Source organism: Alphaproteobacteria bacterium GM7ARS4 (assembly GCA_014332745.1).
In the GTDB taxonomy this organism is placed as follows: Bacteria; Pseudomonadota; Alphaproteobacteria; order GM7ARS4; family GM7ARS4; genus GM7ARS4.
This window is the reverse complement of record JACONL010000008.1, coordinates 14,866-33,460: the sequence shown is the minus strand read 5'-3', so window position 1 is coordinate 33,460 and position 18,595 is coordinate 14,866. Positions and strand designations below refer to the sequence as shown.

The following is an 18,595-nucleotide window of genomic DNA, read 5'->3' as shown; positions in this document are numbered from 1 at the left end:
AAGGGATGTATGGAGCAAGCCTAAACGGTCGCGCCTCCATAGGATAGAACGAAGAGGAAAGATACCACATGGGAAAGCGCCATCTCCTTCTTTTTTCCATCGGGTGATTCCCCCTTTCCCTAATAGACAAGGGGCGCGCCACTGACCATAATGGAGCGTGCCTTGATGGGCACAAGAGGCATGCTGATAGAGGGAAATGATTGTCATGGTGATAGGTGATGACAAACTCTCATGTCTTTTGCTGAGCGCTGATGCTGTGCTCATAGACGTGATGAAGCATTATGGCAAGCGTCATAGCACGCTCACCCTCGATGTCATGTCTGCCCTCACCCTCCCTACAAGGCACATACCCCATGCACAAAAATCCCATGCCGATACATCGTGTGTCCTTTTGCATGACATTGATGACGCTATTGTCTGTGGTCCCCATGAGTCATGCGGACGTTTAGAAGAGTCGTCCTCGCACTGGGCCTGGTGGCAAAACCATCGTCATATCCATATTGCCTTGTTAAGACAAAAGCGACTCCATTGGCCTTGCGCCGATTACACATTCTACCAACCTTTTTCTATGCGTGATATTTTTTCTCTTTTTTATGACTCTGGTGGACAAGAGGGTTCTATTGCCCAATGTCCCCCCAAGAACGTTTATCGCTTTGGTCCTTATGTCTTCGATGGCGCGCGCAGGATGCTCCTACGTGCGCCCCATGGGGAGGAGGTGGCGCTGAGCGAGCAAGAAAAATCCCTCTGTGTTCTCCTCACCCAAGCAGGTGGACGTTCGGTCTCTAAGGCGCATATGATGCGTGTGCTGGCGCAGCTGGAGTCTCATGTGGAAAGTCACCGCATGGAGACGTTGGTGTATCGTCTACGGCAAAAAATAGAAGTTCATCCATCAGTGCCGTGTTTTCTACGCACAACAGAGGACGGAGGATATTGCCTTGCTCTCTCATGATGATTGGTGGCTCAGGGCAGCCTCTAAAAAGGCATCGATATGTCCATCGAGGACGGATTGCGCGTTACCTATCTCCACATGGTAGCGTAAGTCTTTCACGATCTGATAGGGATGGAGGACATAGGAGCGAATTTGATGTCCCCAACCAATATCATCTTGTTGTCCTCGTTGTTCGTTTGCTTTCGCTTGGCGTTCTTCAAGGATATTTTCGTAGAGGCGCGCCTTGAGCATGCGATAGGCTTCAGCGCGATTTCTATGCTGTGAGCGGTTGCTTTGGCATTGGACGACGATTCCACTGGGGATATGGGTGATACGTACGGCGCTATCTGTTTTATTGACATGTTGCCCGCCTGCCCCGCTGGCTCGATAGGTGTCGATTCTTAACTCTTTGTCATCGACGGAGACGTCAATGCTGTCGTCTATGACGGGATAGACGGTGACAGAGGCAAAACTCGTATGTCTCTTCCCGTTGGCATCGAAGGGCGATATTCTCACCAAGCGGTGGATTCCCGACTCATGTTTGAGCCATCCATAAGCACAATGCCCTTCGATGTGTATGGTGGCAGATTTGAGCCCAGCCTCTTGGCCGCTATTTTCTTCGAGCCATGTGCTTTTATAGGAACATTTCTCTGCCCAACGGAGGTACATTCTGACGAGCATCTGTGCCCAGTCTTGTGCTTCCGTGCCGCCAGAGCCCGCTTGGATGGTGATGTAGCAATCATTGCCATCTGCCTCGCCAGAGAGCAATGTCGTGAGGCGCATGCGCGCCAATTTTTCTCCCAAGACATGCAAGGAAGAGGCAACCTCTTCGCGTAGGGAGGCATCTTGTTCAGCCAGTGCGACCAATTCGCGCATGTCGGCAACGTCTTTGGCGATGGATTGAAAACGCGCCAGTTGCTCGTTGATATGTGAGCGTTCGCGCAAGGTTGCTTTTGCCATCCTTGCATCATCCCATAAATCCTTGCGTTCACACAGGGTATCAAGCCTCTCCAGTTCTTTTTTTAGCCTTTCAGGGTCAAAGATGCCTCCTAATGAGGTGCAAGTCCTTGTCTATCTGTTGGAGCTGTTCGTCTAAGGCGTGGTCCATGAGAGTCGATGGGATGTTAGTAAAGCCCTGTCGGTTCATTGTCGAGGATAGGGTCAGCATTGATCACGGGGTCAGCAATATCGATATGGGATGTGCTGTGCGTCGCTTGCGTTTGTCCCTCTTCTGTGAATTGGTCAGCGCGGAAGGCTTCGAAGATAGCGCCCTTTGACCCTGGATCAGTAGGCAATCCACTCTCCCTATCGATGCTCACGAGGCGCACGCCTGTGGGAATACGGAAAGGATACATAGGCGTTCCTTGAAGGGCTTCGTTCATAAAGAGGGCAAAGGTCGGTCCTGCCGCACCAGCCCCCGTTCCTTGTTCTCCGAGAGAGCGAGGAACGTCATATCCTGTATAGACACCCACGAGCAAATCTGGCGAAAAGCCAATAAACCATGTGTCTTTATGGTCGTTCGTTGTTCCTGTCTTGCCAGCGATGGCGTGCTTGATGATACGTCCAATATAGTAGGCTGTGCCACGACGGACGACGCCTTCTAACAGGGAGAGCATTTGATAGGCGAGGGCTGGCTCAATGATTTGTTCGCGGACATTGTCAGGGTAAGGGGGGCGCATGAAGGGAGTCCACGCTTCCGTTTGGCACTCTGGACATGAACGCGTATCTTTTTTATAGATTGTCTTGCCATGTTGGTCTTGAATGCGGTCAATGAGATGCGCCTCTATTTTTTTCCCGCCATTGACAAATGGCGCATAGGCCTTTGTCAATTGGAGCAGGGTCGTCTCACGTGTTCCCAACACGGCGGCGAGGTCATCAGTGGGAAATGTGTCGTTGACGCCTAATGTTGTGGCATAATCGGCAATAGGTTCTAGTCCAATGGCATTGGCAAGGCGTAGGGTGATAAGGTTGCGCGATTTTTCTAACCCCTGACGTAACAACGTCAAGCCGTAGAATTCCTTAGAGTAGTTTTGCGGTTTCCAATCGGCATCTTCCTTGCTTTGGCGGAAAACAAAGGGGGCATCGAGGATTTTACTTGTAGGTGAAAAGCCGTTATCCAAGGCGGCGAGGTAGACAATGGGCTTGAAAGCCGAACCGGGCTGTCTTTTTGCTTGGGTTGCGCGGTTAAATTTACTTGCCTCCCACGAATATCCGCCACTCATGGCCAGAATACTACCATCATGCGGGTTGATGACGATAATGGCCCCATTGACTTCAGGGATTTGTTGCAAGAGGTAACGTGGCGTCTGTGTGTCAGTGCTTTCTTTATCTTTTTTCTCCACGAGGATGACATCGCCTCGCCTGAGAACATCCGCCATCGCTGTTACCTCGTTATGGGGAGGAGGTGGCTCGCTGTTGTCGTCGGTGCTTTCGTGAGCCCATGTTGTGTCTTCTAACGCAATCATTCCCTCGCCGCCATGGCTCAGTCCGATACGGGCATTGTCTCGTGTCGTGCTGAGGACAACGGCCATATCCAATAGGTGCGCTCCCGATGGATGGTCGATGGCGGTCAGTTGCTTCTGCCAGTCATTGAGGACGGCAAGATGGGCGATAGGGCCTCGATAACCTAATTTTTGGTCGAAATACTCTAACCCATCGATGAGAGAGCGATGGGCGATGTCTTGCAGGTGAGGGTCAAGGGATGTGTAGACGCTGAGACCCCCGCTATAGAGCGTTTTCTCGTCATAGCGCGTGACCAATTCTTGTCGAACTTCCTCCGAGAAATAATGGGTATCAAGGTTTTCTTGCTTTTTAGAGAGTGTATTCAAAGGTTGTTTTGTGGCGATATGATACTCGGTGGAAGAGATCATGCCTTCGTCCTCCATGCGTCCTAAAGCCCAGTTACGCCTTTCAATGGCGCGCAAGGGGTGGCGTATGGGGTGATATGTGCTGGGCGCTTTTGGTAGCCCCGCCAGAAACGCTGCCTCAGGAAGAGTGAGCTCACCAAGTGTCTTGCCAAAGTAAATCTGTGCGGCACTTGCCACACCATAGGCACTGAGCCCTAAGTAAATCTCATTAAGGTAAAGCTCGAGAATACGCTCCTTCGAGAGAGTCTCTTCGATACGTAAGGCAAGAAGCGCCTCTTTGATCTTGCGCTCTAGGGATAATTCGTTGCTGAGCAAGAAATTTTTCGCGACCTGCTGTGTAATGGTTGAGCCTCCTTGCGGGCGTCTATTATCCCGATAACGCTGGATATTCCCTATGGCAGCGCGCACCATACTGAATACATCGACCCCAGGGTGCGACCAGAAATTTTGGTCTTCGGTCGCAATGAAGGCATCGATAACCCGCCTCGGAATATCCTCGATGGGAACGAACACGCGTTTTTCGTAGGCATATTCCGACATGAACTCCCCATCAGAGGCGTAAATCCTCGTTGTCGTCTGTGGCTTATAGTCGGCAAGATGACGATGGTCTGGGAGTCCTCGGCTATAGGTGGAGATGATGACAATAAGGACGATGGCACACAGCCCCACAGCCAGTGCCGTGAAGAGGGTGATACGCCGCCAGAAGGCGCGCCGCCTATCGTCATAAGACATGTAATAATCCATAGAGTGTCTTCTCTGTTTTTCCTAAGGTGCTCGCCTTATTGTATCATATAATTCTCTTTTTGTGAGGTTAAAGGTTTTTCTGTGTCGAGGGGCATGTGTCACCGATATGGCGTGTGACGGCATCGGTGATGGCGCGCGCTAAGGCGGCAAGATAGCCTGTTTTTCGTAGACGTTTTTCATCTTCTGTATTTGACAAATAGCCAAGCTCGATGAGAATGGACGGAATATCGGGGGCTTTGAGCACAGCAAATCCAGCAGAGCGCTTGGGGTTCGGTAAGCTTGAAGATACGACACGCATTCTATCGACGACACAAAGGGCCAGCCTATGGGCGTTGTCATTGGTTGCTCTCTGTGTCAAGTCAATTAAGATATCGAAGACCTCAGGCCTCTCTTTACGAAAGTCAACGCCAGCGATAATGTCTGATTTATTTTCTCTTTGGGCAAGGGCTTCGGCTTCTTTATCTGACGCCGTTTCCGATAATGTATACACAGAAAAGCCTCTCACATAGGGCTTAGGGTGGCTGTCGGCATGAATCGATAAAAACAAGCTTGCTTGTTGCTTTCTGGCCTTGATGACCCTTTGGGATAAGGACACAAAGACATCTTTCTCGCGCGTCATGAACACACGCACTTTCCCTGTCGCCAACAGATAGCGTCTTAACAGGAACGCCATGCGCAAATTCACGTCTTTCTCCGCCATGCCATGCACACTGATGGCCCCTGTATCGATACCGCCATGCCCCGCATCGATGACAATAAGAGGCTTCTCTCGAGGCTTAAGCGCAACAGGGGGCGCAATGGGGGGTGTAGCAGGCGCGCGTGTGGTGGGAGGACGTTTATCGCCATCCTGTTCATGCTCTTGTTCATGAGGTGGTGCGGCGTCCTGTCTTTTTGGCAACGGCGGGGTCATAGGTTCTTGACTCTGTGGGGGAGGAGGACGCAGAAGAGATAAGAGTGCCGTTGCGGAGGCGAATCGTCTTTCTTGGCGCTTCTTGTCAAAGGCCGCCTTGTTCTCTACCGCTTCTAAATCTATCACCAGACGCAAGAGCGGGTGGTCGTCATCCACAGGCAATGTGAAGACTCGGCTGATGACGACATAGGAATCCATGAGAAGGACAAGACGACTCACCGTCTCTGTGAAGCGACCATAGCGATAATCGGTGATGAAGCCGTGAGCGCGTGGTGTCTCCGTTTGGGGAAGAGAAAAGGCGCCATGGTCGATGTCGATAACGATACGCACGGGCTCGTCCAACATAAACGCATGATAATCGACATGCTTTCCTGCTATGTCGAGAACAACCCGCATCGTCTCTGTCGACGCGGGGCTAAAACGTATGGCTTTCACCTGTAGGCGTGATGTGTCCGCATAGAGACATGTCGCACCAAGCAACAGCAACACAACAGCTGTGACAGCCATGAGCAAACCATGTAAGAAACAGGGGGCAATGTTCCTTGTGCTGTGGTATAGAAGAGGCATAGGGGAGGAGCGTTTTCTTTTGTCTCTCGTGCTGATGATGAGTGTCATATGACGTTACTTAGCAATCGCTATTCTTGCCTAATTCTTGTAGATATTCAAGAAAAGTTGCTTCCTGTGATGGCCGACTCTGAGGGAGTCGTCAAGAATGCCGCCTTGCTTTGTGCGTTGGCGCGCTCCCTCGACATTCCTATCATTGCCTCACAGCAATATCCTCAAGGGCTGGGTGAGACTCATGCCTCGTTACGACCTTATATCGAGACATCGTCCATGAGGATAGACAAGGTGACATTCTCAGCAGCGGCGTCACCAGATTTTCTTGGCGCGCTCTGTCGCCATGAGGCGCGAAAGCAGCTCGTCATTGTTGGTATCGAAGCCCATATCTGTGTTTTGCAAACAGCCCTCGACCTCTTGAGGCGGGGGTATCAATGCTTTGTCGTGGTTGATGGCGTATCGTCACGAAAAAAGGCCAGTGTCGATGTGGCGCTCTCTCGCCTACAACAGCAAGGATGTAGCGCTGTCACCACCGAGATGGTCTTGTTCGAGTGGTTGCAAAAGGCAGGGACGCCTCTCTTCAAGGAGATAAGTCAAAAAATACGCTCAGGTTAGCTCGATGGTGGGGGCAGACAGCATGCTGTTGTCTATCTATCGTCTTTACGTTTGTAAACGCCCCGGGGGTCGATGAGAGGTTCGCATGTGTTCTTCCATGTCTTGTCTGTCTTGTTCCATAGGCGATAGAAGCATGAGGGGCGTCCTGTATGGCATGCGACGCCCTTTTGTGTCACATGGAGCAATAACGTATCGCCATCACAATCCAGCGTGATACGCTCTAGATGTTGGGTGTGCTGTGACGTCTCGCCCTTACGCCATATCTGCTTGCGAGAACGCGACCAGTAATGGACGTAGCCTGTCTGCATGGTCAAATCCAGTGCTTGTTCGTTCATCCATGCCATCATGAGGACATCTTTCGTGTGCGCATCGACGGCAATGGCGGGGATGAGTCCATCCTTATTGAAATGGATGGGCTGTGTCATGGTATGGAGATAGGGTGTGCCGTTTGTCATGTTGCCTGTTACGGGGGGGTTGATGTATGTTGAGGTTTATGAGGGTGGCGTGAATTGATGGCGCGCTCGGTGGAGGAGCATATGGTCGCATAGGACGAGGGCGAGCATGGCTTCTGCCACAGGCACGGCGCGGATACCGACACATGGGTCATGACGCCCTGTGGTGCGCACATGGGTATTATGTCCTTTTGTATCGATGGTCTGTAGGGGTGTTCGTATGGAACTGGTGGGTTTGACGGCAAGCTGGAGGGTAATATCTTGTCCCGAACTGATACCGCCAAGGATTCCGCCAGCATGATTGGATTGAAAGGACACATGGTCTTGTTCTTTGCCTCCCTTTGCGCCTTTTGTCATGCGTAAGCCGTCGTGATGGTCTTCTCCTCGCATCGAGATGGCATCGAATCCGGCGCCTATGCCCACGGCTTTGACGGCGGGGATGCTCATCATGGCGGCGCTCAGGTCAGCATCGAGCCTGTGATAAAGAGGCTCTCCCCATCCTACAGGCACACCACATGCCTCTACATAGAGGCGGGCACCAAGGGATGACCCTTCTTTACGCACGGCGTCTATGCTCTTTTCCCATTGCTTGACCATCGTGGCATCGGGGCAGTGAAATGGGTTGCGCGTGACTTCATGCCAATCCCAGTGGGCGGGGTCCACGGCAAGTCTTCCTATTTGCGTGACAGCGCCACGTATGACGATATTTTTTCCCAACACTTGGCGGGCGATGGCAGCGGCAGCGACACGCGCCACCGTTTCTCGCGCTGATGCCCGTCCTCCTCCTCGATAGTCACGCACGCCATACTTCATGTGGTATGTATAGTCGCCATGCCCAGGCCGATAGAGGGAGGCAATGGTATCATAATCTTTCGAGCGTGTATCTTCATTGTTGATGGAAAGAGCAATAGGCGTCCCTGTGGTTTTTCCCTCGAAGACGCCAGAGAGGATATGCACCTTATCGTCTTCCCTTCGTTGCGATGTGAAGCGCGATGTTCCGGGTTTGCGTCTATCCAGCCATGGTTGGATATCCCCTTCCTTGAGAGGAATTCCCGCTGGCACGCCATCAACGATACACCCCATGCTCACCCCATGGCTCTCCCCCCATGTCGTCATGCGTAAAAATATCCCGAAACTATTGGCGCTCATTGGCGGTGATGTGACGTCTGCTGAGAATGTTAGGATGTATGGGCATGGTGTGTATACTCCATGCCGACGATGTGGTAGCCACAATCGACGTGGTGCACTTCACCGCTGACGCCTCGTGATAAATCACTCAATAAATAGTGACCGCTCGCGGCAATGTCCTCTTGGGTGACGGTGCGTCTGAGGGGCGCATTCCGTTCAGCCCACTGACGTATGGCGTTAAAGTCGCCTATGCCAGAGGCAGCGAGGGTTTTGATAGGCCCAGCTGAGAGGGCATTGACACGTATGCCATAATGCCCCACGTCCATCGCCAGATAACGTACAGATGCCTCCAAAGCCGCCTTGGCGACACCCATGACATTGTAATTGGGAATGGCTTTCTCAGCGCCATAATAGCTCATCGTCACGATAGACCCCCCCCTGTCTTTCATAAGAGGAAGGGCATGGCGCACAATCTCCGTGAGGGAAAAGCATGAGATGGCAAGGGTACGCGTAAAATTCTCTCTCGTTGTCTCTATGTAGCGTCCCCGCAAAGCCTCCTTATCTGACCATGCAAGGGAATGTACGATAAAGTCAATATGCCCCCATGTCTCTTTGAGAGTCTTGAACAGGGACTCCATATGGAGAGGGTCTTCCACATCACAGGGGATGACGATGTCGCTTCCTATCTCTTTGGCTAGTGGACGCACACGTCTCTCGAGGAGGGTGTTCTGATAGGTAAGGGCAAGTTGCGCGCCGGCGTGATGCACGCTCTTGGCGATCGCCCATGCGATGGATTTTTCGTTGGCAACGCCAATGATCAGTCCCCGTTTTCCTTCCATCGAAAAATGATACATGGTCTTCACAAAGCTCCTCACAAAGCCTCTATCTCACAGACACCATCATAAGGCAAGGGATAGCATTATTGCAAAGTGATTACTTTGTAACGATATGATTATTTTTGTCACACATACTCTGTCCCAAGAAAGCCGTGACACAGGCAGCTTCTGTGACGGCATCGTTTTTTTCTGACAATTTTGAGCGGGTCATGTGATGATACAAAAACATACTGACACATTCTTTCGCGCGCTCACATTGGCACCAAGCGACAGAGATGTGCGTTTCAATGCGAATTGGCGTTTGGTGAGTGCTGACACGCGACCGTCAAAGCATCAACAGCTCTCCAATGGACGTCATGTCTCCCTCCATACCAACGGCGGGGCTCATGAAGGCGCGCTGAGGGGAATCGCGCCGAGGGGAGGCGCTCGACAGAGTCCTTATGTGACGATAGATAAGACTCGTCACACGCTCTACGATATGTTTCGAGAGCAATTGGATACGGTGCGTAAGGCTCAGCCACAGAGTGTGCGCTATTCTCGTCGTTTACAGAAGCGCTATGCGCGTGTCGCCACAGAAATCCAGAATCTCAAAGGGGCAGGGAAAGAGAGCACGCCTATCAACGGGCAGTATCTCAGCCGATTGGCAAAAGACGTCATCGATGTCTCTGCTCGCATAGAGCAAGAAGGAGAATGGCTCAAGAGGGGAGAGCACTCGCACCACAAAGCCCCTCGGCTCTCACGGCAGGAGACGTTGTTCGATGAGTATCACTATGACAAGGAAAGTAAGCAACTTGTCGCCAAGCAATCCAGCCGTCTCGATAGTCTCTTCAAGTCTTTCGTCACCCATTTTAGAGCAGGACGATTGTATTATGCCAAGCGCGCCTCTCATCACTTTGCCCGCGCGATGGTAGAGCAATACGGCGCGACCCGCGCAGAAGCAGCCTTCAAGAAGCGAGGCATTGCCCTGAGCCACTATATGGCTGATTTATCGGTAAAAGATTTGTCGATTCCTCTCCTTACCGAGCGCGATGCCCTCCTTATTCAGAGCGCGCTTGGCATGCCCCATGAACAAGCAAGGAGCGTGACGTGGCATGCGAAAGAGCTGACAGAAGATTACGGCGTCTCAGGAGATAGGGGATATGCTGTGCGCCAACAATTAAGCGCGCAAGAACGTGAGACACTAAGGGATCCAGCACGACAAGGGCTCTTCCAGTCTCGTTTCTACCACATTGTCTATGATATTCTCAACACAAGGGATGCGTCCGCCATTAAGGCGCAACTCGATAAGGCCGCCCTCAAAGCATTACGCAATATCGCCGCCCTCAGCAATGAAGAGGTGCAAGACCTACAAGAGCATGATGAAAGAAGGCGGTTAGCTATCTATAACGGCATCCAATCGATCGAAAGAGGAGAAGAACAGCCCTTTTTCGACAATGTGCGCATCGCCATCGAAGAAGATGGATGGTTGTTTAAGAACGACCCCGTGTTTGGACAGAGGGGGATAGACCTTCATAGGCAACGCACACAGAAAGGCGCACCAGACGCCCAACAAGGTCCCCAAGAACTGCCGGGGGGCGATGACGTCGCGATACTACGGCAATTCGCCCGTCATGAATGGAGTCTTATGACACCCAACCAAGCCACATATGTCGCTGAAAAATTACAAGGCTCTTGGGGTCGGGCGTGGGGCATGGCAGCAGGCATGCTGGATATGGACATCAACATGAGAGGGAGCGAAGCAGAGACCGAGACGACCTCGCCCTTCTTTGATGAGCCTCACGCCAAAGCCGTCGTCTTGACCAGTGAGCAGAGAGCAGACCGCATGGCCTTTTGGGAGCAAAAGGAGCGAAGAAACAATGCCTATGAATTAGAATTCTATCGCTTAAACGAGATCGCACAGAAGGCGCGCGCCATGCATGACGAGCATAGCGTGGACCCTGAAGAAGCCGAGCAAAATAACGTCATGTTCCGCTATTATTACGAGCAAGGACGTAATCTCTACCTCACCATGCAAGGGCAGACATCTTCTTCCCAAGAGCGACAGGTCATCCATGGACAGGCGTCCCTTCCCCAAGACCGACGAGTCTTGCTGATACGGCAGGCATCGGATATAAGCTCGATAGAGCCTTCAGAGCAAGGGAAAATGGTCACGGCATTGACGACGTCATGAGATAGCCGATATTCTCTTAAAGATACCTTGACCTCTCTGTTTTTTTGCGTTTAGTAAGGAGGGGAGTAAGGATAAGATATGGCGCATGAGAGGGGGTCAATATGAGGGGGCAGATGGTAGGAGCATCGCTTCGAAGAGCATCATGAGGAGGCACTGAGCCCAATGCAAAAATATATCTGTACGGTGTGTGGACACATCTACGACCCAGCGGAAGGCGACCCTGATAGCGGTATCCCTCCGGGGACGGCTTTTGAGGATATTCCAGACGATTGGCAATGTCCAGAATGTGGGGTCACCAAGGCGGATTTTGAACCCTTAGATGAGTAAGTTACTTGCTTTAAGGGACAAGAATAAGGTAAGACATCGTTTTAAGGAGGAGGCACCAGAGGCGATACACGCGCTATCACTATGAGGACACGCATATAAAGGGATGATGGTTGGTCTATGAAGCAGGATGTTTCTTTTACCATGCGCGACTTGTTAGAGGCGGGTGTGCATTTTGGCCACCGTGTGCATCGGTGGAATCCGCATATGCGTGAGTTCATTTATGGCAAAATTCATGGCTCACACATCATCAATCTCGATGAAACGGTCTCATGTCTCAGGCATGCCTTGATAGCCCTAGAGAAGGTTGCCCGTCGCAAGGAGTCCATTCTTTTTGTTGGCACAAAGAGGCGTGCTTCTGACATTATTGCGGCGGAGGCGCGGCGTTGTCGTCAGCACTATGTCCATCACCGTTGGTTGGGTGGCATGCTGACGAATTGGAAAACGGTATCGGCATCGACCAGACGTCTCCATGCGCTATCAGAAGAGCGCAACAAGAGCGATTCGGCGCTCACCAAGAAAGAACGTCTCCGTATCGAGCGCGAATACAACAAGTTAGAGCGCGCCCTTGGTGGCATAAAAAATATGGAGGGGCAGCCATCCATGCTCTTCGTTATCGACACCGTCAAAGAAGCGATCGCCGTCAGTGAGGCCAACAAATTGCGCATTCCCGTTGTCGCCGTGACAGATACGAACGCTGACCCAGCAAAAATACAATATCCCATACCGGGGAATGATGACTCTCTCAAGGCCATACGGCTCTATGCTCGTCTCGCCGCCAATGCTGTTCTCAAAGGGAGCGGAGAGACGCCATGGACCGAAGAGACGGTCCCAGACATGAAAAGAGCGTGAGGGCGAGAGACAAGGTTACATGCCAGCAGACATCTCTATAGAGCTTATCAAAGCATTACGCGACAAGACAGGGGCGGGCATGATGGATTGCAAGAAGGCTTTGCAAGAAAGCCAAGCCTCTATGGATAAGGCGGAGGATTGGCTACGTAAAAAGGGTATGGCACAAGCATCTAAAAAGTCGGCGAGAGAAGCAGGCGAGGGTGTGGTCGCCATCCATGTGGCACAGAATGGGTTGTCGGCGGCGATGGTCGAAATCAATTCGGAGACCGATTTTGTGGCAAGGAATACGTTGCTCCAGACCTATGCTCTGTCTTGTGCCCAGCTCGCTGTGGAGACGTCATGTACCCAATTGGAGAGGTTGACATCCATGCAACGCCCAGACAGCGCCCAGACTGTGGCGGAAGGGTTGATGGAGCTCACCGCTTCCGTTGGCGAAAATCTTGTCCTTGCGCGCCTTGCCTATGTTGCCATTGATAAGGGAAAGGTCGGGCGTGTCTTCCACTATCTTCACAATAAATATGCAGACAATATCGGACGTATCGGTGTCCTTTTGGTGTTGGAGGGAGAGGGTGTCCAGTCTTGTGGCGATGTGGGGAAGTCTCTTGCCATGCATGTGGCGGCAAGTGCCCCTTTGGTTGTGTCTCGAGAGACCCTCCCAGGCCAATGGCTCGAACGAGAACGCGCCATTATGCTCGAACGCGACGATGTGAAGGCCAAACCGCCAGCCATTGCCCAGACCATGGTCGAAGGGCTGTTGCGTAAACGCTATCAGGATGTGGTGCTCTTGGAACAGCTCTATGTCATGGATGGCAAGACGCCTATCAGTCGCGTCCTCGAGCAGGCAGGCGGGAAGAACGGCATGCATATTGCCGACAGCGTGCGCTTTGCTTTAGGCGAAAGACAGGGCGCGTGACATTGATGGCGGGCAAGAATGCCATCAAACGTGCGTCTTTCTTGGAAGGACATAGACGCATTCTTCTCAAAATATCAGGGGAGGTCTTGGGGGAAGGTGGTGAGGGTATCTTCTCGAAACAACGTTTTGCCGCCATGGCGGAGGATATTCTCTTCATGGGAAGGCAAGGCGTGGACATAGTCGTTGTGGTTGGTGGTGGCAATATCGTTCGTGGCAGAGATATTCATGCGTTGGGGATTGAGACACAAGGGGTGGGTGATGATATGGGCATGCTGGCCACCATCCTCAATGGCATGCTCCTCCAAGCCTTCATACAAGAGAGGGGAGGGCAGGCGGTTGTGATGTCGGCGCTCTCTATGGAGCGCATGTGTCAGCCTTACGAACGAGACAAGGCGCGCAAGTGTCTTTGTGATGGGCAGGTTGTCATTCTTGTGGGCGGTATCGGACAGCCATTTTTTACAACGGACACGACAGCGGCTTTGCGCAGTCTCGAGTTAGAGTGTTCGCTGATGCTCAAAGGGACAAAGGTTGATGGCGTCTATGACAAAGATCCAGTGGGCGATAGATCCGCGACCCATTATCCCACGTTGACCTATCGGGATGTCATCGAGAAAAAACTCCATGTCTTGGACGAGACGGCCATGACATTGATGCAAGGTCGGGGAAAATCTGTTATTGTCTTTAATATACGACATGGAGGTATACGTGCTATGATAGAGGGGACGCAGAGATACTCCCATATATGCGATGTCGTCACGACATGTGCGTAGGTGGCACATAGCCCACGGCTATAGAGCAGAGTGAGAGAGAGGAGCATAGAAGACGATGTTGGAACAAGAGAATATAGACGAGCGTATGCGTAAAACACAGGATGTCTTGCGCCATGCATTTTCGGGCATACGAACGGGGCGCGCCTCCATTGCCATGCTCGACCCTATCATAGTGGATGCCTACGGGCAGAAGATGCCCCTCAATCAATTGTCAAGTGTGGCGGTTGCTGATGCGCGCCTCTTGACTGTTCAGGTGTGGGATAAGTCGATGGTTGAGGCGGTGGAAAAAGCCATACGGGAGTCAGATTTAGGGCTCAATCCCATGCGCGATGGACAACTCATTCGCCTTAATGTTCCGCCTCTCTCGATGGAGAGGCGGAAAGAATTGACCCGCCTCGCCGCAAAATATGCGGAACAAGCGCGCATTTCCATACGCAATGTGCGCCGTGATGTGTTGGAGAGCATCAAAAAACAGCAAAAAGATGGGGATGTATCGGAAGACGATATGCATAAGGCATCGGAGGAAGTGCAAAAAATTACCGATAAATACATCGAAGAAGTCAATGACTCTCTCACACGCAAGGAACACGAGATTACCCAATCATAACAAGGGGGCGGGACGCGTCGCATTGACGCCAAAAACAATGTCCGCCACATTGCCTCTCTATGCCCATATGCCACGCCATATTGCTATTATCATGGATGGGAACGGGCGTTGGGCTATGCGTAAAAATCTCCCACGTATCGAGGGGCATAGACGGGGTATTAAAGCCTTACAGACATGCCTCAAGGCATGCCACGAGCATGGCATCCCTTATTTGACGGTGTTTTGCTTCAGTGAAGATAATTGGAATCGGGACAAAAGAGAAGTCGATGGCTTGAAGAATTTGCTATGTTATTATCTCCACGAGGAAAGTATTGCATGGCACGACTATGACCTTCGCTTGCATGTCATTGGTGATTATGAACGTTTCGGACAGGACGTTGCCCAGCTCATCAGGAAGCAAGAAAGAGAGACACAACAGCATGGGCGTCTCCATTTTACGCTTGCCCTCAGCTATAGTGGACGCAAGGATATCTTGCGTGCCGTCCGCCATATCATAGCCCATGAGCATCGTCCCCATCTTCTGGAAGAAAAACATATCGAGAAATACCTGTGGACATCCTCCATGCCAGACCCCGACCTTGTGATTCGCACATCAGGCGAGAAGCGCCTCTCCAATTTTCTTTTATGGCAGACGGCCTATAGCGAGTTTTACTTCACAAAGACCCTTTGGCCTGATTTTGATAGGAGAGAATTCGAGAAAGCCTTGGCCGATTACGCTGTGCGTGAGAGGCGATACGGGTTATGACGCACTCTACGATGTTGGCTCATGCATAATATGTATCAACGCGCCTTGACAGCATTGATTGTCGTTCCTGTGTCGTTATGGATTGTCGCACGAGGTGGTCTTCTCTACAACCTCTCTCTCTTTGTTCTCTGCATGCTCTCTCTGTATGAATTGCGGCGCCTTGTGTCTGTGATGTCGTCCCCATGGTTTTTATGGGGTGCTCTCTATATCATAGGGGCAGTCTTCTGTTTAGCCGCTCTATGCTGTATGGCGTTGCCTTCTGTGTTGGGAGACAATTTTCCTCTTCTTGTGGGATTTTTGACAATGATTTGGATCAGTGACAGCCTTGCCTATATAGGGGGGCGTCTTGTAGGGCGACATCCTCTGATGCCTCGAATCAGCCCAGGCAAAACGTGGGAAGGGCTCATCATTGCCCTCATAGGAGGTGTGTGCTACGCCCTAGGGTTTTTGTATTGGCAAGCGCCTTCCTTTGCTCAAGCGCCTATGGCGACACAATTGCTCATAGGCGTGATGATTTTAGGCTTGTTGGTTGTTGGTCATGCGGGAGATGGGTTAGAATCGTTGTTGAAAAGACGTTTTTCTGTTAAAGATAGCGGAGGTATGTTCCCAGGCCATGGTGGAGTCCTCGATAGGATGGACTCGACCTTTTCTTCTGCTGTCATGCTTGTCGCCATGCTGTTCGTGCATAAGGTGCTGTGGGGAATGTGACAAGAGTCATGGCGATGGAATGGGATAGAGCATATGCCTGTTAGGTCTTCCATATCGAGGGCGACGCCTTCATCTCAGTCGAATCATTCTGCGAGACGTTCCATAACGGTGTTAGGTTCGACGGGCTCTATTGGTCTCAATACGGTGGATGTCCTCATGCGGAAGCGTGAGATGTATGACATCAAGGCGCTCACCGCCAATAGCCGTGTCGATGCCCTCATAGAGCAGGCGCGCCATGTCATGCCCCAGCGTGCCGTCATCGGTGATAAGCGCTTATACAAACGCTTAAAAGAAGGTCTTGCGCAGACGCCCATTGACGTCGCTGCTGGCCATGATGCTGTCGTTGAGGCGGCGATGATGGATGCCGACTGGGTGATGGCGGCGATTGTGGGGGCGACTGCCCTTAAACCTGTTATGGCGGCTGTGGAGAGAGGATGTATTCTTGCCCTCGCCAATAAGGAGACGCTCGTCTGTGCTGGCGATATTATCTGCCAGAAAGCCACAGAGCATGGGACAACAATTATCCCTGTGGATTCGGAACATTCCGCTATTTTTCAGGTCTTCGATACAGAACAGACGGCTTGTATCTCTAAGATTGTTCTCACGGCGTCGGGGGGACCTTTTTTCTCCTATACGAGCCAGCACCAGCTCAAGGATGTGACGCCAGAACAGGCTCTTGCCCATCCTAATTGGGATATGGGCGCAAAAATATCCATCGATTCGGCCACCATGATGAATAAGGGCTTGGAATTGATTGAAGCATGCCAGCTCTTTCCCGTGAAAGAAGAGTCCATCGACATTGTCGTCCATCCCCAATCCATCGTCCACTCTGCCGTATGCTATAGCGATGGTTCTATGCTCGCCCATATGGGTGTGCCAGATATGCGTACGCCCATTAGCTACGCCCTTGGTTGGCCAGAACGTATCAGCGCGCCAGTAGAGACTCTCGATTTGACTAAAATTAGCACACTCACGTTCTTTGAGCCTAACGACCATGTCTTTCCCTCCCTTCGCTTAGCGCGCCAATGTCAACAACAAGGAGGGACAGCGCCTATGATCCTCAATGTCGCTAACGAAATTGCTGTGGAAGCCTTCCTCCAGAGACGTATCCCTTTCTTAGAGATCGTGACAACCGTCCAGCATATTCTAGACAAGACACCCATAACCCCTATCCAAGGATTAGATGATGTGATAATGTGCGAACAAGAGATAAGGCGGTCGACGCAAGATTATCTCGACCACAAGGTGCGTCCTTCACATGATACAAAGGACATGTCTCTCAGCGGACAGGGAAGACGATAAAGGAGTAACATGGTAGCATTTTTTACTTTTCTGCATGTGTTGATATACAACGTTCTGCCCCTTCTGATTGTTATCAGTGTGCTTGTCTTTGTTCATGAGTGGGGTCACTATATTGTTGCGCGCTTTTACAAATTGAAGGTTGATATTTTTTCTATCGGGTTTGGTCCTGTCCTTTTTGATGTCAAAGATTCGGCAGGGACTCGTTGGTGTTTTTCTGCCATTCCTCTCGGCGGGTATGTTAAATTTCATGGCGATGAAGACATATCCTCTATGGTGCAAAAGAATGGCGGCAGGTCGCCTGTAGGCGTCAAAGCGGTGGATGGTTTTCATCAACGTCCTAACAAAGAAAAAATACCGATTTTATTGGCAGGTCCCCTTGCCAATATCATCTTTGCGTTTGTGATTTTGCAGTTGTTTTACGCTCTCCATGGCGTGTCTTCCTATGAACCTGTTGTGGGCCATGTGCAGCCGCTGAGCGTGGCAGAGACCTACGGGCTCAAACGAGATGACCGAGTTGTGATGCTCAACGAGCGTGAGATTGTCGATTTTCGCTCTTTACGGGATGCTATCGCTGGTCATCGGGCGGGGGATGATATGGTCATTGATGTTGAACGTGATGGGGCTGTGATGAGGATCATCATTCCTCAGATGAAGGAAAGCATGTTGGGTATTAGGGGTTCTGGAGAGGCGAGGATGGAGGATGGGCGTCCTGTCATCAATGACATTAGTGTCGGAGAAAGTATGCGCCATGCGTGGGCGGAGACAGTCTATATCAGCGGGGCTATTTTCCGTTTTTTAGGCCGCATGGTGAGTGGTGGCGCGTCCATAGAGGAATTAGGAGGGCCAGTGCGTATTGCTGAAGGCACGGCGATGGCGGTGGCGGAAGGGTGGCAGTCGACGATTCACCTCATGGCATTGATTTCCATTAACCTTGGTATCTTTAATCTTCTTCCTATCCCTCCCCTTGACGGAGGACAGATTTTCCTTTATGGAATAGAGAAGTTGGGGAGGAAGCAGGCAGCCTTTATACGTTCTTGGGGCTATCCCCTTGGTTTCTTTTTTCTCGTCATGCTCCTTGTTGTTGTCACGTGGAATGATATTGCGAGATTGGTGGCGGCGGGTTAGGGTTTTTCTGGATGGCGTTATCGTGTCATGGTCTGGATATT

At 51.4% G+C, this 18,595-nt stretch carries 19 protein-coding genes; 12 read left to right on the top strand and 7 right to left on the bottom strand.

The window, feature by feature from the left end:
- Nucleotides 1-207: hypothetical protein (locus GDA54_05755; protein MBC6497805.1), on the bottom strand; the 207-nt coding region annotated here is incomplete at its 3' end.
- Here GDA54_05755 and GDA54_05750 point away from each other — a divergent pair.
- Complete coding sequence (locus tag GDA54_05750; GenBank protein MBC6497804.1) at nt 206-949, top strand: response regulator transcription factor; 744 nt, start codon at nt 206-208, stop codon at nt 947-949. The two genes, GDA54_05755 and GDA54_05750, sit on opposite strands and share 2 nt — an antisense overlap.
- On the opposite strand, the gene prfB is transcribed toward GDA54_05750, so the two are convergent.
- The 3 genes from prfB to GDA54_05735 all read right to left on the bottom strand — a co-directional run bounded on the left by prfB (nt 944) and on the right by GDA54_05735 (nt 5,956).
- Nucleotides 944-2,036, bottom strand: a protein-coding gene (prfB, locus tag GDA54_05745; protein ID MBC6497803.1) for a peptide chain release factor 2 whose coding sequence is annotated in 2 segments (ribosomal slippage) — nt 944-1,966 and nt 1,968-2,036 — 1,092 coding nt in all. Because the reading frame shifts where the segments join, the coding sequence is not laid out codon by codon here. The genes GDA54_05750 and prfB overlap by 6 nt on opposite strands.
- 16 nt (nt 2,037-2,052) lie before the next feature.
- Nucleotides 2,053-4,539 carry a penicillin-binding protein 1A gene (locus GDA54_05740; protein MBC6497802.1) on the bottom strand — a complete coding sequence of 829 codons (2,487 nt, stop codon included), beginning with the start codon at nt 4,537-4,539 and terminating at the stop codon, nt 2,053-2,055.
- 67 nt (nt 4,540-4,606) lie between these two features.
- Nucleotides 4,607-5,956 carry an N-acetylmuramoyl-L-alanine amidase gene (locus GDA54_05735; GenBank protein ID MBC6497801.1) on the bottom strand — a complete coding sequence of 450 codons (1,350 nt, stop codon included), beginning with the start codon at nt 5,954-5,956 and terminating at the stop codon, nt 4,607-4,609.
- 108 nt (nt 5,957-6,064) lie between these two features.
- Here GDA54_05735 and GDA54_05730 point away from each other — a divergent pair, with 108 nt between their 5' ends.
- On the top strand, nt 6,065-6,622 hold the full coding sequence (locus GDA54_05730; protein ID MBC6497800.1) for an isochorismatase family protein: 558 nt from the start codon (nt 6,065-6,067) through the stop codon (nt 6,620-6,622).
- A 32-nt stretch (nt 6,623-6,654) separates the two neighbouring features.
- On the opposite strand, the gene hisI is transcribed toward GDA54_05730, so the two are convergent.
- Genes hisI through GDA54_05715 form a run of 3 tightly spaced genes read right to left on the bottom strand, consistent with a single transcriptional unit; the run spans nt 6,655 to nt 9,041 of the window.
- Complete coding sequence (gene hisI, locus GDA54_05725) at nt 6,655-7,077, bottom strand: phosphoribosyl-AMP cyclohydrolase (GenBank protein ID MBC6497799.1); 423 nt, start codon at nt 7,075-7,077, stop codon at nt 6,655-6,657.
- Nucleotides 7,078-7,113: 36 nt separating this feature from the next.
- Nucleotides 7,114-8,223: a chorismate synthase gene (aroC, locus tag GDA54_05720; protein MBC6497798.1), complete on the bottom strand. Its 1,110-nt coding sequence runs from the start codon at nt 8,221-8,223 to the stop codon at nt 7,114-7,116.
- A gap of 29 nt (nt 8,224-8,252) precedes the next feature.
- Nucleotides 8,253-9,041: an enoyl-ACP reductase gene (locus GDA54_05715; protein ID MBC6497797.1), complete on the bottom strand. Its 789-nt coding sequence runs from the start codon at nt 9,039-9,041 to the stop codon at nt 8,253-8,255.
- Nucleotides 9,042-9,252: 211 nt separating this feature from the next.
- Between GDA54_05715 and GDA54_05710 the strand changes: the two genes are divergently transcribed.
- The 10 genes from GDA54_05710 to GDA54_05665 all read left to right on the top strand — a co-directional run bounded on the left by GDA54_05710 (nt 9,253) and on the right by GDA54_05665 (nt 18,554).
- Nucleotides 9,253-11,208, top strand: coding sequence for a hypothetical protein (locus GDA54_05710; protein ID MBC6497796.1), 1,956 nt, complete (start codon nt 9,253-9,255; stop codon nt 11,206-11,208).
- Nucleotides 11,209-11,370: 162 nt separating this feature from the next.
- Nucleotides 11,371-11,535, top strand: a complete 165-nt coding sequence (locus GDA54_05705) for a rubredoxin (GenBank protein MBC6497795.1) — start codon at nt 11,371-11,373, stop codon at nt 11,533-11,535.
- A 117-nt stretch (nt 11,536-11,652) separates the two neighbouring features.
- Nucleotides 11,653-12,384, top strand: a complete 732-nt coding sequence (gene rpsB, locus GDA54_05700) for a 30S ribosomal protein S2 (protein ID MBC6497794.1) — start codon at nt 11,653-11,655, stop codon at nt 12,382-12,384.
- Nucleotides 12,385-12,403: 19 nt separating this feature from the next.
- The gene (tsf, locus tag GDA54_05695) at nt 12,404-13,297 is read left to right on the top strand and encodes a translation elongation factor Ts (protein MBC6497793.1); all 894 of its coding nucleotides are present in this window, start codon (nt 12,404-12,406) and stop codon (nt 13,295-13,297) included.
- Nucleotides 13,298-13,302: 5 nt separating this feature from the next.
- Entirely contained in the window at nt 13,303-14,067 is a 765-nt protein-coding gene (gene pyrH, locus GDA54_05690) for a UMP kinase (GenBank protein MBC6497792.1), read from the top strand.
- Nucleotides 14,068-14,122: 55 nt separating this feature from the next.
- Nucleotides 14,123-14,674: a ribosome recycling factor gene (frr, locus tag GDA54_05685; GenBank protein MBC6497791.1), complete on the top strand. Its 552-nt coding sequence runs from the start codon at nt 14,123-14,125 to the stop codon at nt 14,672-14,674.
- Nucleotides 14,675-14,711: 37 nt separating this feature from the next.
- The gene (uppS, locus tag GDA54_05680) at nt 14,712-15,419 is read left to right on the top strand and encodes a di-trans,poly-cis-decaprenylcistransferase (protein ID MBC6497790.1); all 708 of its coding nucleotides are present in this window, start codon (nt 14,712-14,714) and stop codon (nt 15,417-15,419) included.
- A 21-nt stretch (nt 15,420-15,440) separates the two neighbouring features.
- A complete protein-coding gene (locus GDA54_05675) occupies nt 15,441-16,127 on the top strand; it encodes a phosphatidate cytidylyltransferase (GenBank protein MBC6497789.1) in 687 nt (228 codons plus the stop codon).
- 33 nt (nt 16,128-16,160) lie between these two features.
- On the top strand, nt 16,161-17,429 hold the full coding sequence (locus tag GDA54_05670; protein ID MBC6497788.1) for a 1-deoxy-D-xylulose-5-phosphate reductoisomerase: 1,269 nt from the start codon (nt 16,161-16,163) through the stop codon (nt 17,427-17,429).
- A gap of 9 nt (nt 17,430-17,438) precedes the next feature.
- Nucleotides 17,439-18,554 (top strand): RIP metalloprotease, encoded by a 1,116-nt coding sequence (locus tag GDA54_05665; GenBank protein MBC6497787.1) that lies wholly within the window; start codon nt 17,439-17,441, stop codon nt 18,552-18,554.
- The last annotated feature ends 41 nt before the right edge of the window (nt 18,555-18,595 follow it).

Coding starts and splice junctions, on each gene's coding strand:
- GDA54_05710 (MBC6497796.1), top strand. CDS start 9,253: ATGATACAAAAACATACTGACACATTCTTTCGCGCGCTCACATTGGCA.
- GDA54_05675 (MBC6497789.1), top strand. CDS start 15,441: ATGCATAATATGTATCAACGCGCCTTGACAGCATTGATTGTCGTTCCT.
- GDA54_05740 (MBC6497802.1), bottom strand. CDS start 4,539: ATGGATTATTACATGTCTTATGACGATAGGCGGCGCGCCTTCTGGCGG.
- GDA54_05715 (MBC6497797.1), bottom strand. CDS start 9,041: ATGGAAGGAAAACGGGGACTGATCATTGGCGTTGCCAACGAAAAATCC.
- uppS (MBC6497790.1), top strand. CDS start 14,712: ATGTCCGCCACATTGCCTCTCTATGCCCATATGCCACGCCATATTGCT.
- GDA54_05750 (MBC6497804.1), top strand. CDS start 206: ATGGTGATAGGTGATGACAAACTCTCATGTCTTTTGCTGAGCGCTGAT.
- GDA54_05670 (MBC6497788.1), top strand. CDS start 16,161: ATGCCTGTTAGGTCTTCCATATCGAGGGCGACGCCTTCATCTCAGTCG.
- frr (MBC6497791.1), top strand. CDS start 14,123: ATGTTGGAACAAGAGAATATAGACGAGCGTATGCGTAAAACACAGGAT.
- GDA54_05730 (MBC6497800.1), top strand. CDS start 6,065: ATGACGTTACTTAGCAATCGCTATTCTTGCCTAATTCTTGTAGATATT.
- GDA54_05705 (MBC6497795.1), top strand. CDS start 11,371: ATGCAAAAATATATCTGTACGGTGTGTGGACACATCTACGACCCAGCG.
- pyrH (MBC6497792.1), top strand. CDS start 13,303: ATGGCGGGCAAGAATGCCATCAAACGTGCGTCTTTCTTGGAAGGACAT.
- GDA54_05665 (MBC6497787.1), top strand. CDS start 17,439: ATGGTAGCATTTTTTACTTTTCTGCATGTGTTGATATACAACGTTCTG.
- aroC (MBC6497798.1), bottom strand. CDS start 8,223: ATGAGCGCCAATAGTTTCGGGATATTTTTACGCATGACGACATGGGGG.
- rpsB (MBC6497794.1), top strand. CDS start 11,653: ATGAAGCAGGATGTTTCTTTTACCATGCGCGACTTGTTAGAGGCGGGT.
- hisI (MBC6497799.1), bottom strand. CDS start 7,077: ATGACAAACGGCACACCCTATCTCCATACCATGACACAGCCCATCCAT.
- GDA54_05735 (MBC6497801.1), bottom strand. CDS start 5,956: ATGGCTGTCACAGCTGTTGTGTTGCTGTTGCTTGGTGCGACATGTCTC.
- tsf (MBC6497793.1), top strand. CDS start 12,404: ATGCCAGCAGACATCTCTATAGAGCTTATCAAAGCATTACGCGACAAG.